At 52.2% G+C, this 25745-nt stretch carries 21 protein-coding genes and 1 other RNA gene; 14 read left to right on the top strand and 8 right to left on the bottom strand.

The features are described 5' to 3' along the window. Positions 1-4: 4 nt before the first annotated feature. The 3 genes from trpD to EFB08_RS04145 form a co-directional block, all read right to left on the bottom strand. Positions 5-991: an anthranilate phosphoribosyltransferase gene (gene trpD, locus EFB08_RS04155; RefSeq protein WP_123125681.1), complete on the bottom strand. Its 987-nt coding sequence runs from the start codon at positions 989-991 to the stop codon at positions 5-7. Then, positions 988-1611: an anthranilate synthase component II gene (locus EFB08_RS04150; RefSeq protein WP_123125680.1), complete on the bottom strand. Its 624-nt coding sequence runs from the start codon at positions 1609-1611 to the stop codon at positions 988-990. The genes trpD and EFB08_RS04150 overlap by 4 nt, the downstream gene beginning before the upstream one ends. Before the next feature lie 91 nt (positions 1612-1702). Then, complete coding sequence (locus EFB08_RS04145) at positions 1703-3115, bottom strand: anthranilate synthase component I family protein (protein WP_123125679.1); 1413 nt, start codon at positions 3113-3115, stop codon at positions 1703-1705. 422 nt (positions 3116-3537) lie between these two features. Between EFB08_RS04145 and EFB08_RS04140 the strand changes: the two genes are divergently transcribed. Further along, positions 3538-4464 (top strand): DUF2279 domain-containing protein, encoded by a 927-nt coding sequence (locus EFB08_RS04140; protein WP_227006209.1) that lies wholly within the window; start codon positions 3538-3540, stop codon positions 4462-4464. A gap of 109 nt (positions 4465-4573) precedes the next feature. Here the strand turns inward: EFB08_RS04140 and EFB08_RS04135 are convergent, their stop codons facing one another. After that, on the bottom strand, positions 4574-5227 hold the full coding sequence (locus EFB08_RS04135) for an acetoacetate decarboxylase family protein (RefSeq protein WP_123125678.1): 654 nt from the start codon (positions 5225-5227) through the stop codon (positions 4574-4576). A gap of 207 nt (positions 5228-5434) precedes the next feature. Between EFB08_RS04135 and EFB08_RS04130 the strand changes: the two genes are divergently transcribed. Further along, on the top strand, positions 5435-6394 hold the full coding sequence (locus EFB08_RS04130; RefSeq protein ID WP_123125677.1) for a Smr/MutS family protein: 960 nt from the start codon (positions 5435-5437) through the stop codon (positions 6392-6394). A gap of 98 nt (positions 6395-6492) precedes the next feature. Here EFB08_RS04130 and EFB08_RS04125 read toward each other — a convergent pair whose 3' ends face one another. Further along, positions 6493-8346: a pyruvate kinase gene (locus EFB08_RS04125; protein WP_123125676.1), complete on the bottom strand. Its 1854-nt coding sequence runs from the start codon at positions 8344-8346 to the stop codon at positions 6493-6495. Between the two features lie 242 nt (positions 8347-8588). Here EFB08_RS04125 and rnpB point away from each other — a divergent pair. The 10 genes from rnpB (at position 8589) to EFB08_RS04075 (ending at position 18911) form a co-directional block, all read left to right on the top strand. Beyond that, positions 8589-8977: RNase P RNA component class A (rnpB, locus tag EFB08_RS04120), an RNA gene on the top strand. Between the two features lie 289 nt (positions 8978-9266). Next, positions 9267-9893 carry a carbonic anhydrase family protein gene (locus EFB08_RS04115; protein WP_123125675.1) on the top strand — a complete coding sequence of 209 codons (627 nt, stop codon included), beginning with the start codon at positions 9267-9269 and terminating at the stop codon, positions 9891-9893. A gap of 134 nt (positions 9894-10027) precedes the next feature. After that, positions 10028-10666: an START domain-containing protein gene (locus tag EFB08_RS04110; protein ID WP_123125674.1), complete on the top strand. Its 639-nt coding sequence runs from the start codon at positions 10028-10030 to the stop codon at positions 10664-10666. 337 nt (positions 10667-11003) lie between these two features. After that, a complete protein-coding gene (locus EFB08_RS04105) occupies positions 11004-11897 on the top strand; it encodes a prephenate dehydratase (protein ID WP_123125673.1) in 894 nt (297 codons plus the stop codon). Beyond that, on the top strand, positions 11894-13087 hold the full coding sequence (locus EFB08_RS04100; RefSeq protein WP_123125672.1) for a pyridoxal phosphate-dependent aminotransferase: 1194 nt from the start codon (positions 11894-11896) through the stop codon (positions 13085-13087). Before EFB08_RS04105 ends, EFB08_RS04100 begins: the two co-directional genes overlap by 4 nt. Next, a complete protein-coding gene (locus EFB08_RS04095; RefSeq protein WP_123125671.1) occupies positions 13084-14187 on the top strand; it encodes a chorismate mutase in 1104 nt (367 codons plus the stop codon). Before EFB08_RS04100 ends, EFB08_RS04095 begins: the two co-directional genes overlap by 4 nt. A gap of 521 nt (positions 14188-14708) precedes the next feature. Further along, positions 14709-16346, top strand: a complete 1638-nt coding sequence (locus EFB08_RS04090; protein ID WP_227006208.1) for a family 16 glycosylhydrolase — start codon at positions 14709-14711, stop codon at positions 16344-16346. A 268-nt stretch (positions 16347-16614) separates the two neighbouring features. Further along, complete coding sequence (locus EFB08_RS04085) at positions 16615-17502, top strand: phytanoyl-CoA dioxygenase family protein (protein WP_193553957.1); 888 nt, start codon at positions 16615-16617, stop codon at positions 17500-17502. A gap of 253 nt (positions 17503-17755) precedes the next feature. Continuing rightward, entirely contained in the window at positions 17756-18511 is a 756-nt protein-coding gene (locus EFB08_RS04080) for a DUF1835 domain-containing protein (RefSeq protein WP_123125669.1), read from the top strand. Positions 18512-18659: 148 nt separating this feature from the next. Beyond that, positions 18660-18911 carry a hypothetical protein gene (locus tag EFB08_RS04075; protein ID WP_123125668.1) on the top strand — a complete coding sequence of 84 codons (252 nt, stop codon included), beginning with the start codon at positions 18660-18662 and terminating at the stop codon, positions 18909-18911. A gap of 120 nt (positions 18912-19031) precedes the next feature. On the opposite strand, the gene EFB08_RS04070 is transcribed toward EFB08_RS04075, so the two are convergent. The 3 genes from EFB08_RS04070 to EFB08_RS04060 all read right to left on the bottom strand — a co-directional run bounded on the left by EFB08_RS04070 (position 19032) and on the right by EFB08_RS04060 (position 23022). After that, a complete protein-coding gene (locus tag EFB08_RS04070) occupies positions 19032-19358 on the bottom strand; it encodes a hypothetical protein (protein WP_123125667.1) in 327 nt (108 codons plus the stop codon). A gap of 125 nt (positions 19359-19483) precedes the next feature. Continuing rightward, positions 19484-22258 carry a TonB-dependent receptor gene (locus EFB08_RS04065; RefSeq protein WP_123125666.1) on the bottom strand — a complete coding sequence of 925 codons (2775 nt, stop codon included), beginning with the start codon at positions 22256-22258 and terminating at the stop codon, positions 19484-19486. Between the two features lie 32 nt (positions 22259-22290). Beyond that, entirely contained in the window at positions 22291-23022 is a 732-nt protein-coding gene (locus EFB08_RS04060) for a GLPGLI family protein (protein WP_123125665.1), read from the bottom strand. Positions 23023-23325: 303 nt separating this feature from the next. On the opposite strand from EFB08_RS04060, the gene EFB08_RS04055 reads away from it, so the two are divergent. Beyond that, on the top strand, positions 23326-24606 hold the full coding sequence (locus EFB08_RS04055; RefSeq protein ID WP_123125950.1) for a PQQ-dependent sugar dehydrogenase: 1281 nt from the start codon (positions 23326-23328) through the stop codon (positions 24604-24606). Between the two features lie 120 nt (positions 24607-24726). Continuing rightward, a complete protein-coding gene (locus EFB08_RS04050; RefSeq protein ID WP_123125949.1) occupies positions 24727-25722 on the top strand; it encodes an alpha/beta fold hydrolase in 996 nt (331 codons plus the stop codon). Positions 25723-25745: the final 23 nt, after the last annotated feature.

Here is a 25745-nt window from a genome sequence, read left to right as displayed (position 1 = left end):
GACGTTACGCTAATAAGGTTAGAAAAGAGTTTAGGGCTAAGCCGTTGTTGAGCGAGTGGCGGGCTTTCTGGATAGATTCTGGTAAAGTCAGGCGCTCATCGGCACAGTAAATGCCTAGGCCCGCGTTCGCCACCACGGCATCCTGTTGGGCAGCGGTTCCCCGACCTTCCAGTACGTTCATGAAGATAGCCGCAGATTCCTCCACGGTTTCTCCTCCTGCCAAGTCGCTTTCCTGGTAAGTAGGCAATCCTAAGTCCGAGGGGTGAAGAATCTGCTCGCCCTGCGGCGTCACTATTTTGAAAGGTCCTGTTAAGGAAACCTCATCATAACCGTCTAACGCGTGCAGCAACACAAAACGTTTACCGGTCTGCTGGTACAGATAAGTATACAACCGGAGCAACTCCAGGCTGAACACCCCCACCATCTGAAAATGCGGTTTAGCCGGATTGATCATGGGTCCCAGCATGTTAAAGAACGTTTTTACGCCTAGGTCCTTCCGGATGGGCGCAACTTCTTTCATGGCCGGGTGAAACAGCGGGGCGTGTAGAAAGCAAATATTGGCGGCTTCCAGTTTGCACTTAAGAACCGTGCTGTCGTTTGTAAAGGTGTAGCCCAGGTGCGCCATTACGTTTGACGAGCCGCAGATAGAAGAAACGCCGTTATTGCCGTGTTTCGCCACCTTGTACCCGGCCCCGGCCACTACAAAGGAAGCCAGCGTGGAGATGTTGAAGGTATCTTTGCCGTCGCCGCCCGTGCCGCAGAGGTCAATCACCTGGTCGGTACCCAAATCTGGTACCAGGCAGAGTTCCAACATGGCTTCCCGGAAACCCTCCAGCTCATGCACGGTGATGTTGCGCATGAGGTAGACGGTCATGAAAGCAGCCATCTGGCTGGTGTTGTATTGCCCCCGCCCAATGTTGATGAGCACCTGTTTGGCAGTATCTTTAGAGAGGGCCTTGTGTTCAATCAATTGTTGCAGCACCTGTTTCATAGGATCAGGGAAGCCGCAAAGGTTGTCCATTGATTTACGCGCTTGGTAGGGTTCAGCAACCAGTTCTGCAGCATGTCTTTGCCGTAATCCGTCAGGATGGACTCTGGGTGAAACTGCACACCACACACGTCATACTGGCTGTGGCGCAGCGCCATCACCTCGCCGTTCTCATCTACCGCCGTGATTTTCAACTCACTTGGCACCGACTCAGGCACTACGGTCCAGGAATGGTAACGGGCTACGTTGAAGGTAGATGGCAACTCTTTGAACATGGGCTCATTGTTGTTGACCACCCGCATGGTGGAAGACACCCCATGGAATACCTCTTTCAGGTTAGACAACTCCGCCCCAAACGCTTCTGCGATGGCTTGGTGGCCTAAGCAAACGCCCATGATGCGCTTGGTTGGGGCGTATTTTTTCAAGAGAGCGGGCATGATACCGGCTTCGCTGGGCACACCAGGACCCGGAGAAAGTAAAATCACGTCATATTTCTCCACCTCTTCCAGGGTGATCTGATCGTTGCGGAATACTTCCAGTTGTTCGGCGTAGCCTAGTTCCCGAAGCAGCTGCACCAGGTTGTAGGTGAAAGAATCGTAATTATCTAAGACAAGGATTTTCATGGTAAAAAGGGTTTGTCGTTTGTCTGGGTCTTCTCTTGTGAGTGTTTCAGGGCTGCTTTTCTAAAAACGTGCCTGAAACACCTTTCCTTCTTTAAATAGTTGCTGCTTTCTCAAGGGCTTTGCGAAGGGCGGCAAGTTTGTGGTGTACTTCGTTAAGTTCGCTTCTGGTGTCAGATTTGGCTACCACCCCGGCCCCGGCCTGGAAGTACAATTTGTTCTGCACACTCAGGAATGAGCGGATCATGATGGCGTGGTTGAAATCACCCCCGAAACCCAGGTACCCAATGCATCCTCCGTAATAACCCCGGCCGGTGGGCTCTAGTTCATCAATCAAAGTGAGGGCCCGGTGCTTGGGAGCCCCCGACAAAGTACCGGCCGGAAACGTGTCTGCTACCATCTGCACCGAGCCGTGGGCCTGCGGCAGGTTGGCGGTCACTTTAGAAACCAGGTGGATTACATGGGAGTAATACTGCACCTCTTTAAACACCTCCACCTGCACGTTGTCGCCGTGACGGCTTAAGTCGTTGCGGGCCAAGTCTACCAGCATCACATGCTCTGAGTTCTCCTTGGGGTCGTCGTAGAGTTTCTGGGCAAGTTCGGCATCGGCGGCATCGTTGCCGGTACGCTTGAACGTACCCGCAATGGGGTAAATGGTGGCGGTGTCGTTTTTAATGGTCAGCTGTGCCTCTGGCGAAGACCCGAAGATCTTGAAGTTGCCGTAGTCAAAGTAAAACAGGTACGGCGACGGGTTAATGGAGCGCAATGCGCGGTACACGTTAAATTCATCGCCCTGGAAAGCTTGGGAGAACCGCCTGGAAAGTACAATTTGAAACACATTACCCAAGTGACAGTGGCGCTTGCCTTCTTCAATGACGCGCAGGAATTCCTCATCGGTTTGGTTCGTGGCTTCTTCACCGGCGGTGGAGAAATGGAATACCGGGAAGTTCTTGTTGCGGATGAGCGTCTCCAGTTCGTCCAATCCTTCGTTTGAGGGCTGTTTTCCGAAAGTGTGCTCAAAAATGTAGAGCTCGTTTTTGAAATGGTCAATGGCGATGACGAACCGGAAAGCTTGGTACAGGATCTCGGGTAACTCAGCGTGCGCCGTCTCCTTCTGGCGCATCTCCACCTGCTCGTAATACTGCACCGCCTCAAACGACATGTACCCAAACAATCCGTTCTGAATAAACCCGAAAGGTCCAGCCCCGGTCTTGAAAGTTTCACAGTACGCTTGCAGTAACTTCACCGCATCCCGTTTCTGCTCCAGTACTTGCTCGTCTAGGGTTCCATCTGGGTATGAACGGCGTAGCACGTTGTCTTTCAACTTAAACTCCGCGATGGGTTCGCAGCAGATGTAGGTGAAGCTGTTTTCGTGGCCGTGGTAGTCAGAGCTTTCCAGCAGCAGACAGTTACGGTATTTGTCGCGCAGTTGCAGGTAGATGCCTACCGGCGTCACGGTGTCGGCGAGGAGTTGGCGGTATTGCGTCTGTAGGGTATAAGTCTTCATAAACGTATAAAAAAAGGCTTGCCGTTTGAGATGAACAGCAAGCCTTTTATAGTTTGGGCAAGTTTAGGGTAGGCAATGGCCTGCTGTTCACGAATCTTCCGATTGGTGCCACCAACAAATCATTCCGCTTTCCTTTACCTTTTTCATTTTCTCTTTATTTACTTCTGAACGGTTTAAAAACACCAAAGGCCCGGGTGAATCCGAGCCTTGTATTTAACTGCATTTCTGCACAGCAAGCGGTTCACCCATCAGTTTTGACGTGTGTGCCACCAGGCGTTATGCGTGAATTGCGTCTTGTTCATGTTGCAAATGTAGGAGCCTGAAGATGATTTCCAAATAAAGAACCCAAAAAAGATGCATTTTCCTTAAAACACGTAAAATGCCCTTGCTTTCCGTACTTTTAACCCGTGTTGCGCAGAACTTTGAATCAACTTGCTTTCCCTCTCCTGCTGGTTTGTACCCTAGGTTTTTCTTCTTTGGAAACCCAGGCTCAAGCTACCAACCCCCAGGAAACCCAAGCCGCCCCTGACACCCTCAACCCCTTCAGCCGCCGACTTCCTTTGCTTGCCGCTGGGGTTGCCACGGTCTACGTTGGGGGTTTGGCACTGCTTAACCAAGCCTGGTACCAGGAAAAAGAACAGACACGTTTCCATTGGTTTGATGATTCACGGGAGTGGAAGCAGATAGACAAAGCGGGCCATTTATGGGGTGCTTTCCACGAAAGCCGGCTGGGGGTGGACCTGCTTCGGAAGGCCGGCGTGCCCGAGAAAAAAGCAATCTGGTACGGTGGAGCCTTGGGCTTCGTTCTGCAAACCCCCATTGAATACTTTGACGGCCGCTCCCCAGACTACGGCGCTTCTCTGTCTGACATCGCGGCTAATGCCGCCGGTTCTCTGGCGGTCATTACGCAACAACTTGCCTGGGGCGAGAATCGGATCATACCTAAATATTCCTTCCACCGTACTAGTTATGCTTCAATGCGCCCCAATGTTTTAGGAAAAGGTTTCTCCGAGGAGTTCCTGAAAGATTACAACGGACACACGTACTGGTTCAGCGTAGACCTAGCAAAGTTCCTTCCCAGTCAAAGCAAATTCCCAAAGTGGCTCAACCCCGCGGTGGGGTTTGGGGCTGAGGAAATGGTCTATAATGATGCAGACGCCAACAGAGCCATCGGGCTGAAAGCGTACCGGCAGTATTACCTCAGCGTGGACCTGAACTGGCAAGCCATTCCTACCCACAGCAAGTTTCTGAAGAGTACGTTTTATGTGCTGTCAATTTTCAAATTTCCCGCACCGGCCTTGGAGTACAACAGAAGGAAAGGCTGGAAAGCGCATGCGCTCTACTTTTAAGGTGTTTCTTGCAAATAGTCTTTGGCAAACAGTCTTTAAAACACCAATTACTTACCAGCAAACTATACCTACCCCATTCTTACCGCAAGTTCAAACTTGCGATATCTTCCTAAACAACCTCCGGTACCGGAAAAGTCATCAGAAAATCACTTAATCTAACGGTGGCCAAAGGCTTTACCTTTTGAACAGGCGGGAAGAAGGAGGATTCACTATAAATTTTAACCAGGGAGGCAAGTTGCGCCCTTCCATGCGCCTCTGGTTGGGTGAGCAGGAACCGGCCTCCCTGTTGTTGTACAATCCGGTTCAGAGGGAATAATCGGGTGGTAAAAGGAAACTTCGGCCCCCAGGGCTTCACCTGCGCCGAAAAGAACGGAGAACTTCCCTGGCGAACCTCCACCGTTCGGGTGCCTTCTTTGAAATTCAGAAAACTGAACTCCGCCACTTCTTTAGGAATGCCCCAGTTCTGCCGCCCCCTCAGGGCACTGCTTTCCGTGGATACGTAAATTTTGGAGATAGAAAAAGCCAGTTTTCCTTGTACCGAGAACAAGGCCGGTATGTACAGTAACTCCTGATAAGGGCCCGCATCTGAAGTCTGGTAGTTCATGAGCATCACTGCTCCTACTCCTGTTTTATAGGTGTTTTTCTGAAAATCGGATAAAAATCCGTATTGAAGGTTGAAAGCCTTGGGAATGGAATAGAGCCAGACCATACCGTCTCCGGTCAATTTCCAGGGAGCGGGCACGATCAAGGGTGAGGACTCCATAAGATCAGTTTTGATGTAGGTTTTCCAACGTTTCCTTTTCCTGTCAGTTGCCTTTGCACTTTGAAGAAATTGGTCAGAGGGCTGCACCTACAAAGCTGCCGAGTGCCCCTAATTTGAACGGCTTACCCGCCTCCCTTTCCTTTTGCGTATCTTTGTGGAGGGCTGCTCATTTATGGCCCGTTTTTACAAAACCTGAAGTAAACCGAAATGAATATAGGAGACCGCGTGCGCCTGATGCACGGCAAGGAACAGGGCGTGATCACCCGCTTCCTGGACAACAACCTAGTAGAAGTAGCCATTGACAATGATTTCACCATTCCAGTGATGCGGCGTGAAGTGGTTGTCATTGCCCCCGAGGAAGAACAGATGTTCCGGAATGCCCCCGCGCCGGAACCGGTTAAAAAGAAAGAAGCACCCGTGGTTCCTTCCACGGCCGTGGCCGGTATTTACGTGGCTCTGGTGCACCAGACTCCCGAGCTGCTGGCCGTACACATCGTGAACAACTCTGAGTTTGACCTGCTGTTCACCTATGGTGAAGAAACCGAGAAAGGCTATCGTGCCCAAAACAACGATAAACTGCCCCCCAAGAAAACCAAACCCGTGGCGCACCTGCACCTCAACGATTTCGAGAAGTGGCCTGATCTGGTGGTGCAATACCTGCAACATAAAACCGGCTCTAACACGTTGCTGGAACCTGTCACCCGCAAACTCAAATTCAAGGCTTCTTCCTTTTACAAAAGCAAGAAAACCGCCCCCGTGTTGCAGAAAGAAGGGTACGTTTTCCAACTCGATTCCAAGCCCTCCCTGGTGAACCCAGACCAGATTCAGGAGCAGTTGATCGAATCAGCAGCCACCGCCGAGAACACCAAGGTAGCCGTGCCCAACCACGAGGTAGACCTGCACATTGAAAAGCTGCTGCCCAACCAGGATCCCAAGCAGATGAGCAACTCGGAGATTCTGCGCCATCAACTGAGTATTTTTCAGGATAACCTGGACCGGGCCATTGCCGCCAACATGCACGAGATCATCTTTATCCACGGCACGGGAAACGGCGTCCTAAAAAAGGAAATCCAGAAAGTATTGAGCCGAAATCCGCACATTAAGTTCTACGAAGACGCCCGCAAAGAGAAATTCGGGTACGGCGCAACCAGAATCCAGCTCAAGTAAGTTTTCTTAATTAAAGAAAGAGCGGTGTTTAGGGACTGTTTATCAGAAAACAGGCCCTAAACACCGCTTCTTCTTTGTGGTACTTCTGGGATTTGCCTTTATACCTTGGGTTGCCCTTCCAATTCAGAAACCTGCAGCATGCGTAGCAGGGCCGTTTTCTTATACTGGTGTTCTTGCATCCGTTTCATGATATCATCCAGTACCTCTAAGGATTTCAGGATGTAGGGGCCCTTGTTCAGCATGACGCAGTCGGCGCGTTGGGCCATGGCGGCATCGGTGATCTCAGCTCGTGATGGGCGGCCTTTTTTGGTTAGTTTTTCCAGTACCTGGGTGGCCCAAACCACGGGCAGGTGCGCCGCCTCCGCAATCCAAAGGATCTCTTCCTGCACCTCCGCCAACCGTTTCCAACCCAGTTCTACCGCCAAATCGCCCCGTGCGATCATGATACCGGCCGGATGTTTGCGCATCAAGGTAAGCAGCAGCAATGGCAAATGACGGAAAGCCGCCTTAGTTTCTATCTTTAACATGATGCCGATGTGCCCGGCCTGATGCTCTTCCAGCACCTGCTGCAGTTCTTCCACCATCTCCGGATGACTCACAAAGGACAAGTTCACGACATCGGCGTGTTTCACCACGAAAGCCAAATCCTCCTGGTCTTTCTCGGTGAGTTGGTGCAGTTTGAGATCGCTTTCGGGGAGGTTGATGCCTTTGTCCGGGCGGAGCTTGCTGCCGTTCTCATCGGCGGCGGTGATCTTTACGCGCAGGTAATCTGGGGTGACCTCTTCAATGACGCCTTCAATCTCTCCGTCATCAAACAAGATGGGCTCCCCTTTCTTCACCCGCTGGAAAACCTCCGGCAAAGTGCAGGAAATGTGCGCGGGTTCTACCTCTTTACCTTCAGGGTCAAAACGGGCGGGCTCCCCTGGAATGTTTTTGCGGTGCAGCAGGAGTTCCTGCCCGGTTTGCAGGTTCAGCGGCCTGATCATGGGGGGCAAATCACCCAAAGTCTCGGTAGACACTTCTCCTGCCGGGTTCTGCCACTTCAATTCCGTACCCGTGCTCAGGTACGCCGATTGCCGCAGATGCACCAGAGCTCCACCGTCTTTTACCTGAACCACCGTGAAGGTACGTTTCCGGCGGCGGGTATCTTTGAAAGTGATGGATGCACCCGGCTTGGCGTGGACCAGCCATTCGACCGAAACCGGCAAAGCGGCATCCACGGGTTCTGGGGCGGGAGTTCCTTTTGGCGCCAGCCATACTTTGGCGGGAGATACCATCTCTCCTATCTCATCAATTTTAGGATGGATAGGCACTACTTTGGGGCCCGGTTTCAGTACTCCCGTCCGAAGTTTGGGTCCCATCAGGTCAAATAGGATGATGCACCGTCGGCCCACCTCCTTCTCGGCTTTCCTGATCTGCTGCACCATTTTTTCCCAGACGGCGGCATCATCATGGGCACAGTTGATGCGGGCGCAGTTCATGCCCCCTTTCAGCAGATCCCGAACCATCTCGTAATCGTCGGCAATGTCAGCGGAGAACGTTATCATGATGCGCCCTTCTCGGTGCGGTGAGGCCTCTCCCAACAAACCTGAAATGTTTTCTTTCAAGTGCGTTTTTACGGAGGGAAATGGCGCCAACTCGGGGGATGTCTGGGTTAGATGGGCTTTCAGCAGCTGTAATTGATTTTTTACGGCTAGCAAAGAGGCTTTTACGTGGCTTTCGGCCCGACCTAAGGAGGAAAGTCCCAGGCTGGACAATTGCATCTGCAGTTTCCGGTTGTCATGGTTCCGGAAAGCCAGGTAGTGCAGCAAATTGCGGCCGCCTTCCTGAAAAGCCGGGTGCACTTTGCTTACCTGCGGGGAATATTCCTTCTCCAGAGCTTCGGCATCCTGCAGCAGCCCTTCTACTTCATCAATGAGTTGCCTTAACTTCTTTTCCGAAAGCTTTTCCATAAGTTCGCTCCTGTTTTACCTCTTTACGTTCTGCCACGCCATTGTTTTGGTTTGGTTGGCCTTTTACCCAAGGAGCCGCAATTCTCCTTTTGCCCCCCTTCTTTTACGTACGTTGGCTTCCCAATAATTGACCTTTTCTTTCCTATATCCGGATTTAAAGAAACACTACCTTCCTGCACCTAAAAGCATCCTTTTGGCTTTTTACCCCATTTATGGGCATAAAGCGTTATCTTTGCAGGAAATCAGTGAGCCGGCTTATCGCTGCGCCTTCGGGCGGGGAGGAAAGTCCGGGCAACGCAGAGCATCCTGCTTCCTAACGGGAAGGCACCTGGCGGGTGACGGCCAGGTGACAGCCAGTGCCACAGAAAATAACCGCCGGCTTGCCGGTAAGGGCGAAAAGGTGCGGTAAGAGCGCACCAGCGGCTAGGTGACTAGTCCGGCTGGGTAAACCTCAGGAGTTGAAAGACCAAATAGGCTGACAGCGCCTCTCCTTCGGGGGAGGCTAAGGGCTGCTCGTCCGATGTCAGCGGGTAGGTTGATGGAGCCCCTCCGTGAGGACGGGCCTAGATAAATGATAAGCCATTTGCCTTCGGGCAGAGGACAAAACCCGGCTTACAGGCTCATTGATTTTTTATTTTCTTTTAAGCCCCTCTTCTTCAATCTTTGCGTTTTCCATAAGTTTTCAGAAAACTAAGCTTAAAACCTCCCGCCCTCGGGGTATAAGGATGGACGAAAGGCTTTAAGTTAAATTCTTAAACCAACCCAGCGAAGAACTGTGCTTGCCTTTTATGGAGATTGCGCCCAGTTCCTTTACTTCGCGTTTAAACATTAATTTAAAAGCCTTTTTTAACACCGGGAAATTGCCCACAGCAGCATTGGGCTTTACCTTTTAGCTTAAGGCGTGCTTTAAACCCACCTTCATGCACACGCAATCCAAAGAATCACAACAACTATTGACGCCTGACACGGCCTTCCAGATCCTCAAAGACGGAAATGCCCGTTTCATGAGCAACCTTAAAGCCAACCGCAACCTTCTTCAGCAGGTAAACGAAACCAAGGAGGGGCAATATCCCTTCGCCACTATCCTGAGTTGCATGGATTCCCGCACTTCGGCGGAGCTCATCTTCGATTTAGGTTTGGGTGATATCTTCAGCATCCGGATTGCCGGAAACGTTTTGAACGAAGACATTCTGGGCAGTATGGAGTACGGCACTCAGGTAGTAGGATCCAAAATTATCCTGGTCCTGGGGCACACCCGCTGCGGAGCCATCATTGGGGCCTGTGACCACGTGGAGATGGGTTTCCTGACGGGATTGCTGGAGAAAATCAAGCCCGCCATTGCCTTGGAAACCGATACCCTTGAAGACCGCACCAGCAACAACCCGGCATTCCTGGCCAAAGTCACCGAGATTAACGTGCACCTGGCCTTAGAAAAAATCAGAACCGAAAGCCCCATCATTGCCCGGTTAGAGGAGGAAGGAAAGATAAAGGTGCTGGGCGGTATTTATGATGTAGAATCTGGCTCGGTTTCCTTCTTTGAAAAGTAAACCCCTGACTAAAAGCCTAAATAAAATAGCTTGCTTGTCATAATTGAGCTTCTTCAGCGTTGAAGGGTGAACCATGGGCGAAGAGCAGTACTTCATTAACAGGCGCCCTGGAAGAAGGAAGTAGAGTTGATAAAATGAAGAACAAATTTATAGTGCTGGCCTTTGTACTGGGTTTCTTGAGCCAAAGCCCTTTGTTTGCCCAGGGAAAATGGGAACTGCAGAAAAACGAAGACGGGATTGAGGTTTATACCCGCAAAGCAAAAGAAAATCAGTTCAAAGAGATAAAAGTAGTTTGTGAGTTGCCGGGTACGGCGATACAACTCATGCAATTATTGAAAGACGTGGAGCACCATTCAGATTGGGTGTACCTGAACCGCAAAACCCGCTTAGTAAAACGGAAAAGCGAGAACCGGCTCGTCTACTACACCGAAGCCGATATGCCCTGGCCCCTCACCGACCGCGACATGGTAGTAGAAGCGGTATTTCTGCCCGCCAGTAAAGAGAAGCTGGCGCGGGTTGAAGTAAAAAGCGTGCAAGGGTACGTGCCGGAGAAAAAAGACTTCGTCCGGATTCCCGCCTCTCTAGCAATCTGGGAAATAAACCCGCTTCCGCAGGGAAACATTAAAATTGAGTATACCTTTAAACTGAACCCCGGGGGCTCGGTTCCTGCCTGGATGGTGAACGCCACTGTAGCCATTGGTCCGCTAAAGACCTTCCAGAACCTGCGAAAAACCTTAACGGAAAGGTCTCGCCAACCTGCCGCTTTAGATTAGTAATAAAGAGGTTTAAGGTTCCTTTTGGTGAAAACACCCTTAAAAACCTATTCACTTCATTAAAATTTGCTAACGAGTGTTTGCTTATAGCGCAATTTTTTCAAACTAACAAGTGTTTTACTGTTAATTTTAAATAATTTTAATAAAAACATTTGGAAGTGAAACGAAGAGCGTGTATGTTTGAGCATCCTTACAGCAAGACCATGATTCAGCGCAACTCTTACTTTTACGGTTTTTACTTTTATGGACCTCAGCCGGGGCTCCACAGGTAAGACTTTGCGTTAAGAAACAATAAGAAAAACCTCAGAGCCCCGCCTAAAGCGGGGCTTTTTTCGTTATGAACAGAGCCCTAAAAATCGCCATCCAGGGAGGCCCCGCCTCTTTCCATGAAACTGCCGCGAAACAATTGTTCCCGGCGGCCCACCTTCAGTTGCTTTCCTGCGCCTCCTTCCCCGAGTTGTGCGAAGCCTTGGAAACTGGCCTGGTGGATTTTGCCGTCATGGCCGTACAGAACTCCCTGGCAGGGCCCTTGTTGCCGAACTACGGCATGATGGACCAGCACGGGCTTTCCGTAACCGCCGAGCGCTGGCTGCTGTTAGACCAAACCTTGATGGCTTTGCCAGGCCAAAAACTGGAAGACATCCAGGAAATCTGGTCCCACCCTATTGCCTTGCTACAGTGCTGCGATTACCTCAACAGCCTTCCGGAGGTAAAAACCAAAGAAACCTCAGACACCGCTGATACCGCCCGCCTTTTACAGGAAGACCAGATCAAAGGCGTGGCCGCCATTGCAAGCCGCAAGGCCGCTGAACTGTACTGCCTGGAGGTACTAAACGACAACGTAGCCAACGACGAGGAAAACTATACCCGCTTCGTGGTGCTTTCCCGCGAGAAACCTGCCCAGGAAGCAAACAAAGCTACCCTACTCCTGCCCAGCAATGTGGTGAAAGCATCCCTGGACAGCCTGCAGGAAGAACTTGAAAAAGGAACCCTGGAATTGACCATGGTGCAGCCTATCCCGGAAGTTAACCCAAGTCAAGCCGAAGTTTGGGTGATGGAACTGGAAGGCACCACAACTCAGGAAATTGATCAAGCCGTGGCTTTGCTGACCGCGGTGGCACCTGCCCACAAAATGCTGGGGGTTTACCCCAAAGCCGTGGCTCCGCTCCCCATGGATCGTTTGAATGGCTGTCTTTCTCCTTTGCTCATCGTCCAAACAGAATTGGTATGATCATCTCCAGCGCCCAACGATTAGAGCACGTGCAGGAGTACTACTTCTCCCGCAAACTGGCCGAGGTCCGGGCCTTGAATGCCCAGGGCCGCAACATCATCAACCTAGGAATTGGCGACCCAGACATGGCTCCGTCTGAGGAAACCATTGAAACGTTGGTCAACACCAGCCGAAAGCCGGGCGTGCATGGCTACCAACCCTACAACTCCATCGCGCCGCTTCGGGCAGCCATGGCCAACTGGTACCAGCGTACCTACAACGTAGAGCTAGACCCTGAGCAGGAAATCCTTCCCCTGATGGGTTCCAAGGAGGGCATCTTCCACGTGTCCATGGCCTTTCTGAACCCCGGCGACAAAGTGTTGGTCCCAAATCCCGGGTACCCGGCGTATGCTGCGGCGGCCAAATTGGTAGGTGCTGAGCCTCTGTACTACACCCTGGAGGAAGAAAATGGCTGGCTCCCCAACGTAGCGGAGCTGGAGAAACTGTTGGAAGGAGGAGACGTGAAGCTGATGTGGGTGAACTACCCGCATATGCCTACCGGAGCCTCGGCCAATTTTGATGTGCTGCAGCAGTTATTTCACCTGGCCATGCACCATCGGTTCCTGCTGGCCAACGACAACCCCTACAGCCTGGTGCTTCCCAACGAAAAACCGCTGAGTTTGCTTTCCCTGCCCCATGCCAAAGAGTGCTGCCTGGAGTTCAACTCCCTGAGCAAATCGCATAACATGGCGGGTTGGCGCGTGGGCATGGTCCTGGGTCGTCAGGATTATTTGCAATGTGTGCTGCGCGTGAAAAGCAACCTGGACTCGGGTATGTTTCTGGCGGTGCAGCACGCTGCCATCCAGGCGCTCGCCAATTCTGATGAGTGGCATGAAGCCCGCAACCAGGTGTATGCCAAGCGGCGCCAGAAAGTATATGAACTGTTAGATTTACTAGGTTGTTCCTACCAAAAAAACGCCGTGGGCATGTTTGTCTGGGCGAGGGTGCCTGCCAAGGTAACCGATGTAGAAGCTTACCTAAACGAGATACTCTACGAAGCCGGGGTTTTTCTTACCCCTGGCAAGATTTTCGGGACCCAGGGCGAACGATACCTTAGAATTTCCCTCTGCCTCCCCGAATCGAAGATTGAAGAAGCGACAAATCGAATTTCCAAACACTTAACCTCGGCCAAAACCGAACTTTCCCTATGAGTACGAAGCACCTAAACCTAGCCGCTAAAACCGTTTTCAAACGCGCCGACGGGCAACCCTTGATCATTGCTGGCCCTTGCAGCGCTGAAAGTGAAGAACAGATGCTGGCCACCGCCCGGGGCTTGCAGTCGGTACCGGAGGTGACCATCTTCCGCGCCGGAATCTGGAAACCGCGTACTCGTCCGGGAGCTTTTGAGGGAATTGGGAAAGTTGGTTTGAAGTGGCTGAAGACCGTAAAAGAGGAAACCGGCCTGCTCACCGCCTGTGAAGTAGCCACTGCCGAGCACGTGAACGATGCCCTGAAACAAGGCGTGGATGTTCTGTGGGTGGGTGCCCGCACCACGGTGAACCCGTTTTCCGTGCAGGAAATCGCCGATGCGCTGGAGGGTGTGGATGTACCCGTACTGGTGAAAAACCCCGTAAATCCTGATCTGCAGCTTTGGCTGGGTGCCCTAGAGCGCCTGAACCGCGCCGGGATCACCGATCTGGCCGCCATCCACCGGGGCTTCTCGGCGTTCGACAGTCGCCCGTACAGAAATCACCCCAAGTGGAACATGGCCTACGAGTTCAAGAAACTGTTGCCGGAGATTCCGTTGATCTGTGACCCCAGCCACATTGCCGGAAAACGCTCGCTGCTGCAGCAGATCAGCCAGGAAGCCCTGAACCTTCAGGTAGACGGTCTCATGATTGAAACCCACTGCAACCCAGACGTAGCCCTGAGCGATGCCGCCCAGCAGGTAACTCCAGAAGGCTTAAAAGATCTATTGGCTTCTTTGGTGGTAGAGCGCCTTACCTCTACGGCTACCCAAAACGAAGAAGAACTCAGCGAACTCCGCAACCTGATTGATTACCTGGACAACGAGTTGATCAACGTATTAGCGCGCCGTTCGTCCGTGGCCAAGCAGATCGGTATTCTTAAGAAAGAAAACAAAATGAACCTGTTGCAGACCGGCCGTTGGGAGCAGTTGATGGAACACCGCCTGAAAGCCGCCGCACGCGAGGGGTTGGAAGAAGTTTTCGTGAAAGCCATCTTCCAGGAAATACACCAACATTCCCTGCACGTGCAGGCGGTTGCCGATACCTCCAAAGTAGTCTTATAAGAACTTAGCGATTTACAGCCGTTTTTCAGAAATCGGCTCTAAAACAACCCACCTGAAACCCCGACCCGAAAAGGTCGGGGTTCTCTTTTTACCGTCGGCAGGTACCTAATGTGTCCAACCTCATTCCTCTTCAGGATGGTTTTATCGGCAACTCTTAGCCTAGAAAATTCAAGGTATTTTAACATAGGTGTCTTCGAACCTACCTTAATTATCAAAGGACCTTACCCGAAAAAAATAGCCAACTGGCTTTATGCCCGAAATCTTTAAAAGACGGTCAAAACAGGGAAAAACCCTTTCCTGTTTTAGACAAGCCTATTTTAAGCATACAAGTTTGCCTGATGTAGAATTGATGTAGTAGTCTTTTAAACCTTGATGTAGTTATGTAGTACCTAAATAAAGGCACTTTCCCTTTCAAAGAAAGTACTTTAGAACCCGGAAACTCAAAGGCCGAATAGGCTTGAAAACGTCCCCCATTTCTCACATTAAATTTCTTTTACATGGCGAAACGCTATACTCTACATTTGAAAAGCGCATCCCTGAATGCCCTCGGGTCTTTAGGTTTACTGCTTGCCCTTTCAGGTTCCTCCCAGGCGCAGACGGTGGTTTGGGAAGAGAACTTTAACGGCCCGGCCATCAACACGAACAACTGGAGCTTTGAGGTAGGCGATGGCTGCAACAAAAACCTCTGCGGTTGGGGCAACAACGAACTGCAGTACTACACCGATCGGCCGGAAAACGCACGCATCGAGAACGGAAACCTGATCATTGAGGCTCGGAGAGAAGCTTACCAAACGCGGCAGTTCACCTCGGCTAGGCTCAAGACCGAGGGCAAAGTGCAGTTCAAGTACGGCACGGTGGAAGCCAGAATCAAAGTCCCCGATCTTCGGAACGGTTTATGGCCCGCTCTCTGGACCTTGGGTACCGTAGGCGGTGGTTGGCCCCGGAACGGAGAGATTGACATTCTGGAAATGGGCATCAATGCCGCCATTCAGGCAGGGCTCACGAACAAGCGCGTGGGAGCCGCCGTGCACTGGGAACACAACAACCAGCAAGCCGACTACGGCACCCACTTTGACCATGCCGCTGACCTGAGCAACGATTACCACCTCTACAAAATGGTTTGGACCAGCTCGTCCATTAAAATCTATGTAGACAATAAAGAATTCTTTGCTTTTAATATCTCCGGGGCCGCTGCCAGTGACCTGGAGGAATTCCATAATCCGCATTTCCTACTGCTCAACCTGGCCGTGGGCGGCAACTATCCGGGCATTACCTCGCCCTCCGGAATTACGGCTCCCTTGCCGGCCAAGATGTATATTGATTACATCAAGCTGTATCAGAACTCGGGAGACGATATTTCAACGGGTCCTGACCCCATTCCGGCCACGGGCAATTACGGAATCTACACTGAGACTACCCCAACCTCCTCCAAACTCAGCTTTGAAGGAGATGGCGAACTGTTTCTGTGGGAAGGAACCCTATCGGCGATCACCTCTCCTGCCCCTACCGCGGCAGAAGGTACCCAGGTCATTGCCGTCAAAGAAACCGGAAACAAAGGTTGGTTCGGATTCGGGATCTCGAACAAACCCAAGAACCTCTCTGCGTTCGCTGCCAACGGATCGCTTAGGTTCAACGCGAAAACCACCTCTACCGGTACTTTCAAGGTGGGCATCAAAAGCGGAGAAGTTGAAAGCTGGGTAGAGATACCTAACTCCGGTGAGCAGTTTGGCCTGGCACGGGACGGCAACTGGCACCCGGTCATAATTCCGCTCTCCAGGTTCATGGCAACCTCGGGCTTTAACCTCAACAACGTGAACCAGTCGTTCATGGTAGCTTCGGTGACGGCCCCTGCCGCCGGGGTAGAGTACTTCTTTGATAATGTCTATTACAGCCCATCGCCGCTAGGCGTGAAAGAAGACGCTGAACTCAAAGCCAGTGTCAACCTTTTCCCGAACCCCACTTCTGGGGAGCTTTCCTTCTCCAAGACCAGAAACCTGGAAGGCAGCGAGGTAGTGGTCATGGACATGACGGGCCGGGAAATCCTGAAAGCTAAAGTGAAGGCCAACAAGGTGAACGTGCAGGCGCTGCCACCCGGCCTCTACAGGCTTTCGCTGCAGCAGAACGGGAAAATCACCTACAAGCGGTTTATCAAAAAGTAAAAAGTAATAAAGAGTAATAGGATTAGGTAAAAAGGAGGCTCCTCATGGGAGTCTTCTTTTTTTATACCCGATTATGGCCTGTTTTCCGGAAAACGACCCAGAAGAAGGAAGGCAGGCTCTTTTGGGTTTTCAGGACCTTGCTTCTATCCTTCCCAAAGCCTTCCCATTAATCCGAGGGGAACTCCCCCGAAACAAAACACCTCCACGGCCGTTTGAAAAAAGCACATCATCAGCCTAAATCAATTGTAGAAGAAACGCAGAGGGAGACATGGAAAACAGTTGGAAAGAACCGCAAGGCAATGAATCAGACACTTTACAAGAACCGGTAAAAGCACCCACCCCCGGCCAATTTGACGTGGCCCAGATCATGGGCGCCCTTTACGGCGAGGGGATCATCGGGTACAAGGGAGCTTTCTCCCGTGAGTGGGTACAGCAACTCCACGAGGACATTCTGAAACTGTACGAAGATGCCCTGCAAAGGCCCGGTGGTGCGGTGGGCCGAGGCCCCAAACGCCACTACGTAGAGATTCACCCCGAAAACATCAGAGGCTTTCTTGATCTGGTTACGCACCCGTGGGTGACCGCCGTGTGCGAAGCCGTACTGGGGCCAAACTATAAAATAGTGGAGATTGGGTTCGATGTGCCGAACCCCGGCGCAATGAACCAACCCTGGCACCGGGACTTCCCTGCCCCGGAGGACACCATAAAAGGAAGACGCCTCAACTCGCTGGCCTTTAACCTCACCACCGTAGACGTGCACGAAGATATGGGCCCGTTTGAGATTGCGCCCGGCACCCAGTGGGATTTGCCTGAAGGTTTCGAGCACGGCATGTTCCCGCCTAAGTCGCTTTATCCCCGGTACGAGGAACGGGCCCAACGCAAAATGCCGCAGATGGGCGACATCTCGGCCCGTTCTGCCCTGACCATTCACCGCGGAACCGCTAACCACTCAGATAAATCAAGGCCCGCCCTGGTGTTGGGCGTAGACGCTCCCGGCGGCATCAACGCTGAGCGCCATGATCTGCAGATTACCCGTGCCTTTTATGCAAAACTGCCCCAAAGCGTCAAAGACCACCTTACCTACCGGTTGGTAGATTCACTTGAACCCATTTTGCAGGCCCACACCATTGAAGGGCTCATCATGGGCGAAGCCTAACAACCTTCGTTCGCTTCCACTTCAAACCAAAGGCTATTGTTCGTCATCTGGGCAGTAGTCTTTGGTTTGAAGTCATCTTAAGCTAACGCTTAAAGCCTCAGGGCATAAAAAGGAAACGGGGCTTTTTGCATGGTTTAGAAAAACAGGCCTAAAACAGGTACTGCCCTCAGCTACGGGAAACCTGTTCGTGCTGCTTGACAAAATTGGATGCCAGTATCCTGAATCTTGCCATTAACCTACATCTTGTTTTACCATGGTCTACCACATTTTGAACGGAGATGCTCTCACGGATCGGTTTATCGCCACGGGGCTTCAGGGCGAACTAGTTGTTACCCGCGAATGCCTGATGGAAGGAGATGTTCAAGGCGATACACTGGAGGAGTTTTACCAAACACGAGCCCGGTTCATTGAGGCCCGTTTCCAAGGGTCTCACCAGGAATACTTTGATCGGGTGGTAAGTGAATTCAGGAAAGTGACGGAGGCAACCTCCCCCGCCGAGTTCAACCTGTGGTTTGGCTATGATTTGTTTTGCCAGGTGAATCTGTGGTTTCTTTTATCGCTGCTCCATGACTTGCCCCAGAAGAAAACCTTGTACCTGGTTTACCCCTCGCACCTGAAGAAAGCCGATCGGTGGCATGATTTCGGAGGGGCAACTCCCCAGGACCTAGTCTATTGTTTTGAACACCGAACTCCGGTGCGCGAACCTGATCTACACCTGGGTAAAGCTCTTTGGGAGGCCTATAAACAGCAAGATCTACCTCAACTGGAAACCCTCTCCCATCAAAACTCCCCTTGTTTTAAGTATCTGCCGGAAGTAGTGAAGGCGCATTTGGATCGCTTTCCTGCCAACGGAAAACCAGGTCGGCCAGAGGCGGTAATGCGGGAAATCATGGGTATGGGGGCACCAGACTTTTCGGCGGTTTTCAAGGCGTTTTCAGAAAAAGAGGGCGTTTACGGCTTCGGGGATTCCCAGGTGAAACCCATCTATGATCAGCTGGTTCAGAGCTGACCTTTTTGAAGGAAAACCGATGAAGCTAGCCAGAGAGCTTTCGGGATGTACGGAAAAAGATGTGTTTAACACTTAAAGATTAAACATCTGGCGGGAACACGTGTACTATTAGCATAGAATATTTTCGGCCCAACAACACATGGAGAGGATGGATGCTTTATTAACGGCTTTGCTAACCAAGGTGAAGGGCTTACCTACCCCTGAAGATCATCCCACCCTCTCTCAGGAAATTGCCGGGGAAATGAGTTTGCCACTGGAAGAAGTCTTGAGCCTTAGCCGTATGCTGGTCCAGGACGGATTCCTTAAAATCAGTCCATTGCATGACCCGCCCCTCCTTTACCTCACCGTTTCTGGGGTGGCCCGGGCCTTGCGCCTCAAGTCTGATTCTAGGGTTTCATAGTCGTTTCCCTTAAACTTACCTTAAACCTAAATTCATAGCCGTTTCGGAAGCAGGGTTTTGAATAAAAATATTTAATTCACAAAGGGCCGGCAGCTATGATGCAGGGCTTCTTTGTTCAAATCAGGTCGGCTCCTTAAATCCGGTAATCAGACGTGTCTTGAAGAGGTGGTAGAGCAGGAAACCACAAGACAAAGTACACAGCACGGTAAAGAAAAGCAGGTAAACCGAAGCAAAGATTCCTTCGGGTTGCGCTTCTTTCCAGGGGAATACCCGCCAGCTGAGATCCAGGATAATCAGGTTGATAAGGCAGACCAATCCGCTCTGTACCTTTTCGTTTCTGGACAGGTGCTCCCCTGTCTCTGCCTCCTCTTCCTGATTGGTTAAAACCAGCAGTACAACTACCAGCCCCAGGATAAGAAGGGAATAAAGAATGATTAGCTTTTCCATGAAGCAAACCTACCAAATGCTTCTCTTCCAGGGGTTAAGGCAAGATTATGCTTCGGTTACGTTTGCATAAGAACTTTGCTCCAGGGAAATGCCGCTGATCATGGCGCTCAGGTTTTGCCTGAAATCTACCGCATGATCCTGATGCCGCCGCCTCGGCCGGCCATGGGGTTCAGGTGCTTGTTGAGGCTGTAAGAGAACTGCACCAGAAAATACCGTCCCAGTGAGTTGAGGGTTTCGCGCTGTACGTAGTTGGGCCCGGTGGTTTGGTTCACGCCCAGATTCTGGTTTAGCAGGTTCACCGCCGTAAGGCGCAGCTCCCCACTGTTGTTTTTCAGGATCTGTTTGGCTAGTGAAGCGTTCAACAAAGGGATACGTTGCCTGAAACCCAGCTGTTCGTTCTCGTAGACCTGGTATTCAAAGATAGAGTTCAGATGGAATTTATGCGGCAGGTACAGGTTGGTCTCGGTGGTGTAGGTCTGGTTCAGATAGTACTGGTCCTGGCTGGTTTCGGCGTTGTAGTTGGTGGTTTGCAGGCTAAAGTCGGTGCGCAGGCTCACGTCAAATTTCTGGTCTATCCGGTACTCGTAGCGAAGGTTACCTGAGTAGGTGCGGTTGTCTACGGTTAGGGCCACGGCATCAAGGAGGGAAAGCCCTTGTTGCTCCCGCAGGTTCAGCCCAATGTTGAATCTGCTCTTGAGTTTCCGGAGGGGGTACCCCAGATTCAGGTTCAGGGTAGACATGCGGCTGTACTTCACGTTCACGGGCTGGGTGGTGCGCACCAGATTCTCATCATAGGTAACCGCGTTGGTGATGGCATCGGTGGTGTAGTTCAGGAGCCCGAAGGCAAAGAAACTGATCATGCTGGTTGGGTTGAACATACTGAAGTTCACCCGCAGCTGGTGCTGGTAGGCGGGCCGCAGGTGGGGGTTGCCAACGTACACGTTCAAAAGGTTGCTGCTGTCGGGCAGGGGCTGCAGTTGGCGCACGCTGGGCTCCTGGATAGAAGTCTCGTAGTTCACTTCCACCCTCCTGTTGTTGCTGAAGTCATAGTTGAACCGGGCCGTGGGCAACACGTTGCTGAACGATTTGCGCACGGCCCGGTTCTCTTTCTGACGCACGTAACCAAGCAATTCAGACCGCTGAAAACCCGGACCTACGGCAACGCTAAAGGCATCGCGGTTGATCCGGAAATTGATTGCCGCCCGGTGGTACCCGAAGTCACTGTTGTACAGGTTGCTCTGGCGCTCGTTCAAAGTCTGGCTCCCGCCTTCCAGGTCATACACCTGCTGGTCAGAGGCATTGTGGTTCTGCTGGAAGAGATAGGAAGCCTCCAGGTACCGGCGGTTTCCAAGAGGTTCGGTGGCGTTCAGGGTGGCGCCGTAGGTATGAGCCTCGGTTTCGTTTACCCTTCGCTGATTTATCTCCTGCCGCGGTAAGCTGGCGTATTCATTCACCCCGCTCAGATAGTTCTCGTTGTCGTTGTTGTTCAGGCCGGCCTGGGTGGTAAGGGATAGCGTACGGCCTTTCTTGGGAAACTTGTGCCGAAACAACAGACTTGCGGTCAAGTTCTGGCTATCCCCGGTGGCATTGCTTCTGCTGGTGCTGCGGTTCTGGAACTCGCCCTGTGCGGTGGTGGTCTCACTCTGGCTGCTGCCCAAAGCATGGGTTTGGTTTAAGCCCAGGGAGGTGGTCAGTTTCACTGAGTTGGCGGAATCGATCTTGTGTTCGATGGCTAGGTTGAGCCGATGGTTGGTATTGGTGTTGTCCTGGTTACCGACCTGATAGAAGTTCAGGTCTCCGGTTCGGCGCACCTCCTCCCGTTCCTGGGTGCTACGCACGTTATGGTTCAAGTGGTTAAGAAAATAATTCCCGTTGACTTCGGTGTTCTTGCCCAGCGTCTGGTTGAAGTTCAAACCTGCCCCGTAGGTACTCATCAGGCCGTTGGTACGGGTTCCGGTGTTCAGCGGTATCCCTGAATTGCCGCCTATCTCAATCCGGAACTGCCCCCCCGAAGCCATTTGCTGCATGCCCCCCGAAAACGCCAGATACTCTTCAATCCCGAATCCCTGGGTGTTCACGTTATTGGCCATGCCCAGCACCGAGAATTGTTTTCCCTTCTGGAACCGGTTCAGGTTGAACTTGCTCTGGAACCTTCCCTCAGGTCCTGCCCCCGCCATGGCATTCCCGAACAGGCTGTTCTTGAGGTCTTCCTTCAGTTTCAGGTTGATGGTTTTGGTCCGCTGCCCGTCATCAATGCCCGAGAACTCCGCCTGGTCAGATTTCTTGTCGTAGACCTGCACTTTGCTCACAGCATCGGCGGGCAGGTTTTTGGTGGCGATTTTAGGATCATTGCCGAAAAACTCCTTTCCGTCTACCGTCAGGCGCTTCACCTTCTCGCCCTGCACCGTCACCGAGCCATCAGTTTCTACCTGCACGCCCGGCATTTTCTTCAGGAGCTCGTCTACGGCCGCGTTGGGCTGCGTTTTGAAAGAACCGGCGTTGAATTCCAGCGTGTCTTTCTTGATGGTCACGGGATCCTGCTCGCCTTTCACTACTACCTCCTCCAGGGCATGGGAGGCGGGTTGCATCCTGATGGTGCCCACATCCAGAACGCCATCTGCGGCGGTTTCCGGCTGAACGGGTTTGTAAAAAGACTGGTAACTCACAAACGTGATCTTGAGCAGGTAAGGGCCTAGGTTCAGGTTTTTGAGCTCAAAACTACCCTGCGCATCAGAAGCTGCAAACGAGACCAGCGTAGAATCTTTGGATTGCAGGAGCAGCACCGTGGCAGAAGGCAGCGGACTATCTTTTTCATCCAGAATCTTTCCTTTGATGGAAAACTTTTGGGCAAGCGCCGCCTGGCCTACCAACAGGAAGGCAAAAAGTAAAAGTCTTTTCATACCGAATGGAAGTTTTTTTTGTGGGAAGCCGTTTAGTTCCGAATGATCATGTTGCCGCCGTTCTGCCGCATGCGTTCCATCTGCTCACTCATTAGGGCCTGGAATTGTTTTTCCGTGATCTTCTCTCCTTTGGTGGGCTCTACCAGTTCGCCTTTCTTGAGGGGCCGCAGGTCTACCTGGAGGGCTTTGATCACCCGCTCTCCTTCGTTGATGTCTACCTCCAGCACGGCACCCGGCAGAGAAGCAAAGGAATCTGGCCCTAGGAAAGGTCTCATCTTGTCGGTGTACCAGGCCACCACGTTTTGCTTGCGCTTCTCGTCAAAGTAGTGGGCTTGTTTGCAGGGGTAACCGGCCACGGTTTTGGTCTTTTCTACCAACTTCCAGGGCAACATGGCTAAGCTGTCCTGCACCAGGTATTTCTTGCCGTTGAATTCCCGCAGAGCCACCCGTTTAGCCTCGGCGGGTTTCAGGTACAGCTCGCCGTTGGCGTTCCGCATCCTGATCATGACGCCTCCTGAGCCGGCGGTGGCCTCCTCTTCCTCATCCACCAGACGCTTGTACAAAGAAGCCTCGGGGCTGAAATACAGCGCCTGCTTGCTCACGTTGTACTCCGGAATCATGGCTTTCATCGCTTCCCGTTCTTTGGAAAGCGCCCGGTGCATGTTCATTTTCACTTCGTAAACAATGACTCCTTCCTGGGCCCAGGCCGGGGATAAAGTGCAAAGCAATGCCAAAAGAGCTAGGGTGAATTTCAGGATTTTCATAGGTAGGTTGTTTTTTGGGTAAAGGTAGTCGGAGGCTAAATTCCAAGGTGTTAAGGCCTACCTAATGAAAAGTTAAAGTATTGTTAAAGGCCCCGCTCCCTTCTGTATCGCTTTCCTGGAGCGGGTGTTTTGGGACTACTTTCCTGAAAACGGCCTCTAAACCAACACCCGAGGCCCACCCTAAAGCCCACGGTCAACTTCTCTTCTCACCTTCGTATATACCCGTAATAAATACGGACCAATTCTCTACCTTCTATGAAAATTATACGGATACAACCAGTCTGCTTGCTTCTAGGGGGCCTCATGTTCGCCTGCAATAGCTCTTCTAAAGAAGAGAAAGCCAGTGACGCCGCCCAGGCGCAAACAGCCCCAACCACTGCGGGAGAGCCCCTGCCCCAACCCTATGCCACCGAATCGGTGAAGAACTACAGCAAGGTGATTGGCTGGCCCGCTGATAAAACGCCGGTGGCGCCCGCTTCCTTCACCGTTACAAAATTCGCTGATGGCTTGCGTAATCCCCGCTGGATCTATGTGGGCCCTAACGGCGACATATTTGTCTCAGAGGCCGAGACGGAGAAAAAAGGCGCTGAGAAAGTTGCCGCCAAGGTAACCGGGCAGGCCATGTCCCAGAACATGGGTAAAAGTGCAAACCGGATCACCCTTTTCCGGGATGCGAACCAGGACGGCGTACCCGAGGAGCGGTACACCTTCCTGCAAAGGCAGAACCAGCCCTTCGGGATGCTGGTGCTCAACAATTACTTCTACGTGGCCAACACCGATGCCTTATGGCGTTTCCCGTACCAACCCGGCCAACCGAAGCTCACTGGCAAAGGCGAAAAAATTCTGGAACTGCCCGCCGGTGGCTATAACAACCACTGGACCCGCAACCTGTTGGCGCACCCCAAGGGCTCTAAAATCTACATTGCGGTAGGGTCAGGCTCCAATAACGGTGAGAACGGCATGGAAAACGAGGTAAGGCGCGCCAGCATCCTGGAGATAAACCCCGACGGGTCCGGGGAGCGGGTGTACGCCAGCGGCCTCCGTAACCCGGTGGGTATTGATTGGGCGCCGGGCTCCAACACCCTGTGGGCTGCCGTGAACGAGCGCGATGAGCTAGGTGATGAACTGGTCCCCGATTACCTCACTAGCGTGAAAGAAGGCGGCTTTTACGGGTGGCCTTACGCTTACTTCGGGCAGAACGAAGATCCTCGCATGAAAGGACAGCGCCCCGATCTGGTGAAGAAAACCCTGGTGCCCGAGGTACAACTGGGCGCGCACACCGCCTCTTTGGGTCTGGCCTTTTACAAGAAATCTGCTTTTCCGGGTAAATACCGAGGCGGCGCATTTGTGGCCCAGCACGGTTCCTGGAACCGGTCTGACCTGGTGGGGTATAAAGTGGTTTTTGTCCCTTTCCAGAACGGGAAGCCCAGCGGCCCGCCCGAAGATTTTCTCACCGGTTTCATTGCTGATTCTGCAAAAAGCGAGGTATATGGCCGCCCCGTGGGCCTAGCCGTACTACCGGATGGCTCCCTGCTGGTAGCCGATGACTCCAGCAATACCATCTGGCGGGTGGCGACCAAATAACCAGCAACAGTTGACATTCTATTTTTCTTCCAGGGAGCCGTGGGCGTTTAGGGCCTCATTTCGTAAAACAATGTTCTAAACTGTTTTGCGTTTTCCCTGCATTTAGCCATCGAATTGAACATGAAATCCCTCAGAATACTATTTATTGCCTTTTTCCTCTCCAGTGCCTTTGCCGCACACGCCCAGGTGCAACCCCTGGATGCTGAACTCACCAATTACCCGTATCCGTTTCCTGTGGCTTTCCACCCCGTGAAGGTGCAGCAGCAGGCTTTTAAGATGGCCTACATGGATGTGAAACCGCAGAAAGCCAACGGCAAGACGGTGCTGTTGCTCCACGGCAAGAACTTCAACGGCGCCTATTGGGAGCAAACCGCCCGCGACCTGTCCAAGAACGGGTACCGCGTGATCATTCCAGACCAAATCGGGTTTGGGAAATCGTCTAAGCCGCAGAACATCCAATACTCCTTCCAGATGCTGGCGCAGAACACCAAGGGTCTGCTGGATACCTTGGGCGTGCAGAAGGTCACCGTGCTGGGCCACTCCATGGGTGGCATGCTGGCCACCCGTTTTGCGCTCATGTTCCCTGAAACAACCGAAAAACTGGTGCTGGAAAACCCCATCGGGTTGGAGGACTGGAAGCGCTGGGTACCGTATCAGAGCGTAGAGAAATGGTATGCCGGCGAGTTGAAGCAGACACAGGAAAGCATTAAGAAATACCAGCTGGACAACTATTACGGCGGCCAATGGAAACCTGAGTACGACAAATGGGTGAACTTGCTGGCCGGCTGGACCACCGGACCCGATTACCCCAAAGTAGCCTGGAACGCCGCCCTCACCTATGACATGATCTTCACGCAGCCGGTGGTCTATGAGTTTGACCAGCTCAAGATGCCCACCCTACTCATCATCGGGCAGCGCGACCGCACCGCCCTGGGCAAAGCCAACGCGCCGGCCGCCGCCCGTGAGAAACTGGGCAACTACCCGGCCCTGGGCAAAGAAACCGCCAAGAAGATCCCCAATGCCAAACTGGTGGAACTAGACAACGTGGGGCACCTGCCGCACATAGAGGCCTACAACCGTTTCCTCCAGCCGCTGCTTGCCTTTTTGAAAGGGTAAAAAGTAGTTAGGCGCACGCTGCT

This window comes from Rufibacter latericius (assembly GCF_003721515.1).
GTDB lineage: Bacteria > Bacteroidota > Bacteroidia > Cytophagales > Hymenobacteraceae > Nibribacter > Nibribacter latericius.
The sequence above is the reverse complement of the archived record's forward strand: the minus strand, read 5'-3'. Positions and strand labels throughout refer to the sequence as shown.

Coding starts and splice junctions, on each gene's coding strand:
- trpD (WP_123125681.1), bottom strand. CDS start 991: ATGAAACAGGTGCTGCAACAATTGATTGAACACAAGGCCCTCTCTAAA.
- EFB08_RS04150 (WP_123125680.1), bottom strand. CDS start 1,611: ATGAAAATCCTTGTCTTAGATAATTACGATTCTTTCACCTACAACCTG.
- EFB08_RS04145 (WP_123125679.1), bottom strand. CDS start 3,115: ATGAAGACTTATACCCTACAGACGCAATACCGCCAACTCCTCGCCGAC.
- EFB08_RS04135 (WP_123125678.1), bottom strand. CDS start 5,227: ATGGAGTCCTCACCCTTGATCGTGCCCGCTCCCTGGAAATTGACCGGA.
- EFB08_RS04130 (WP_123125677.1), top strand. CDS start 5,435: ATGAATATAGGAGACCGCGTGCGCCTGATGCACGGCAAGGAACAGGGC.
- EFB08_RS04125 (WP_123125676.1), bottom strand. CDS start 8,346: ATGGAAAAGCTTTCGGAAAAGAAGTTAAGGCAACTCATTGATGAAGTA.
- EFB08_RS04115 (WP_123125675.1), top strand. CDS start 9,267: ATGCACACGCAATCCAAAGAATCACAACAACTATTGACGCCTGACACG.
- EFB08_RS04110 (WP_123125674.1), top strand. CDS start 10,028: ATGAAGAACAAATTTATAGTGCTGGCCTTTGTACTGGGTTTCTTGAGC.
- EFB08_RS04105 (WP_123125673.1), top strand. CDS start 11,004: ATGAACAGAGCCCTAAAAATCGCCATCCAGGGAGGCCCCGCCTCTTTC.
- EFB08_RS04100 (WP_123125672.1), top strand. CDS start 11,894: ATGATCATCTCCAGCGCCCAACGATTAGAGCACGTGCAGGAGTACTAC.
- EFB08_RS04095 (WP_123125671.1), top strand. CDS start 13,084: ATGAGTACGAAGCACCTAAACCTAGCCGCTAAAACCGTTTTCAAACGC.
- EFB08_RS04085 (WP_193553957.1), top strand. CDS start 16,615: ATGGAAAACAGTTGGAAAGAACCGCAAGGCAATGAATCAGACACTTTA.
- EFB08_RS04080 (WP_123125669.1), top strand. CDS start 17,756: ATGGTCTACCACATTTTGAACGGAGATGCTCTCACGGATCGGTTTATC.
- EFB08_RS04075 (WP_123125668.1), top strand. CDS start 18,660: ATGGATGCTTTATTAACGGCTTTGCTAACCAAGGTGAAGGGCTTACCT.
- EFB08_RS04070 (WP_123125667.1), bottom strand. CDS start 19,358: ATGGAAAAGCTAATCATTCTTTATTCCCTTCTTATCCTGGGGCTGGTA.
- EFB08_RS04065 (WP_123125666.1), bottom strand. CDS start 22,258: ATGAAAAGACTTTTACTTTTTGCCTTCCTGTTGGTAGGCCAGGCGGCG.
- EFB08_RS04060 (WP_123125665.1), bottom strand. CDS start 23,022: ATGAAAATCCTGAAATTCACCCTAGCTCTTTTGGCATTGCTTTGCACT.
- EFB08_RS04055 (WP_123125950.1), top strand. CDS start 23,326: ATGTTCGCCTGCAATAGCTCTTCTAAAGAAGAGAAAGCCAGTGACGCC.
- EFB08_RS04050 (WP_123125949.1), top strand. CDS start 24,727: ATGAAATCCCTCAGAATACTATTTATTGCCTTTTTCCTCTCCAGTGCC.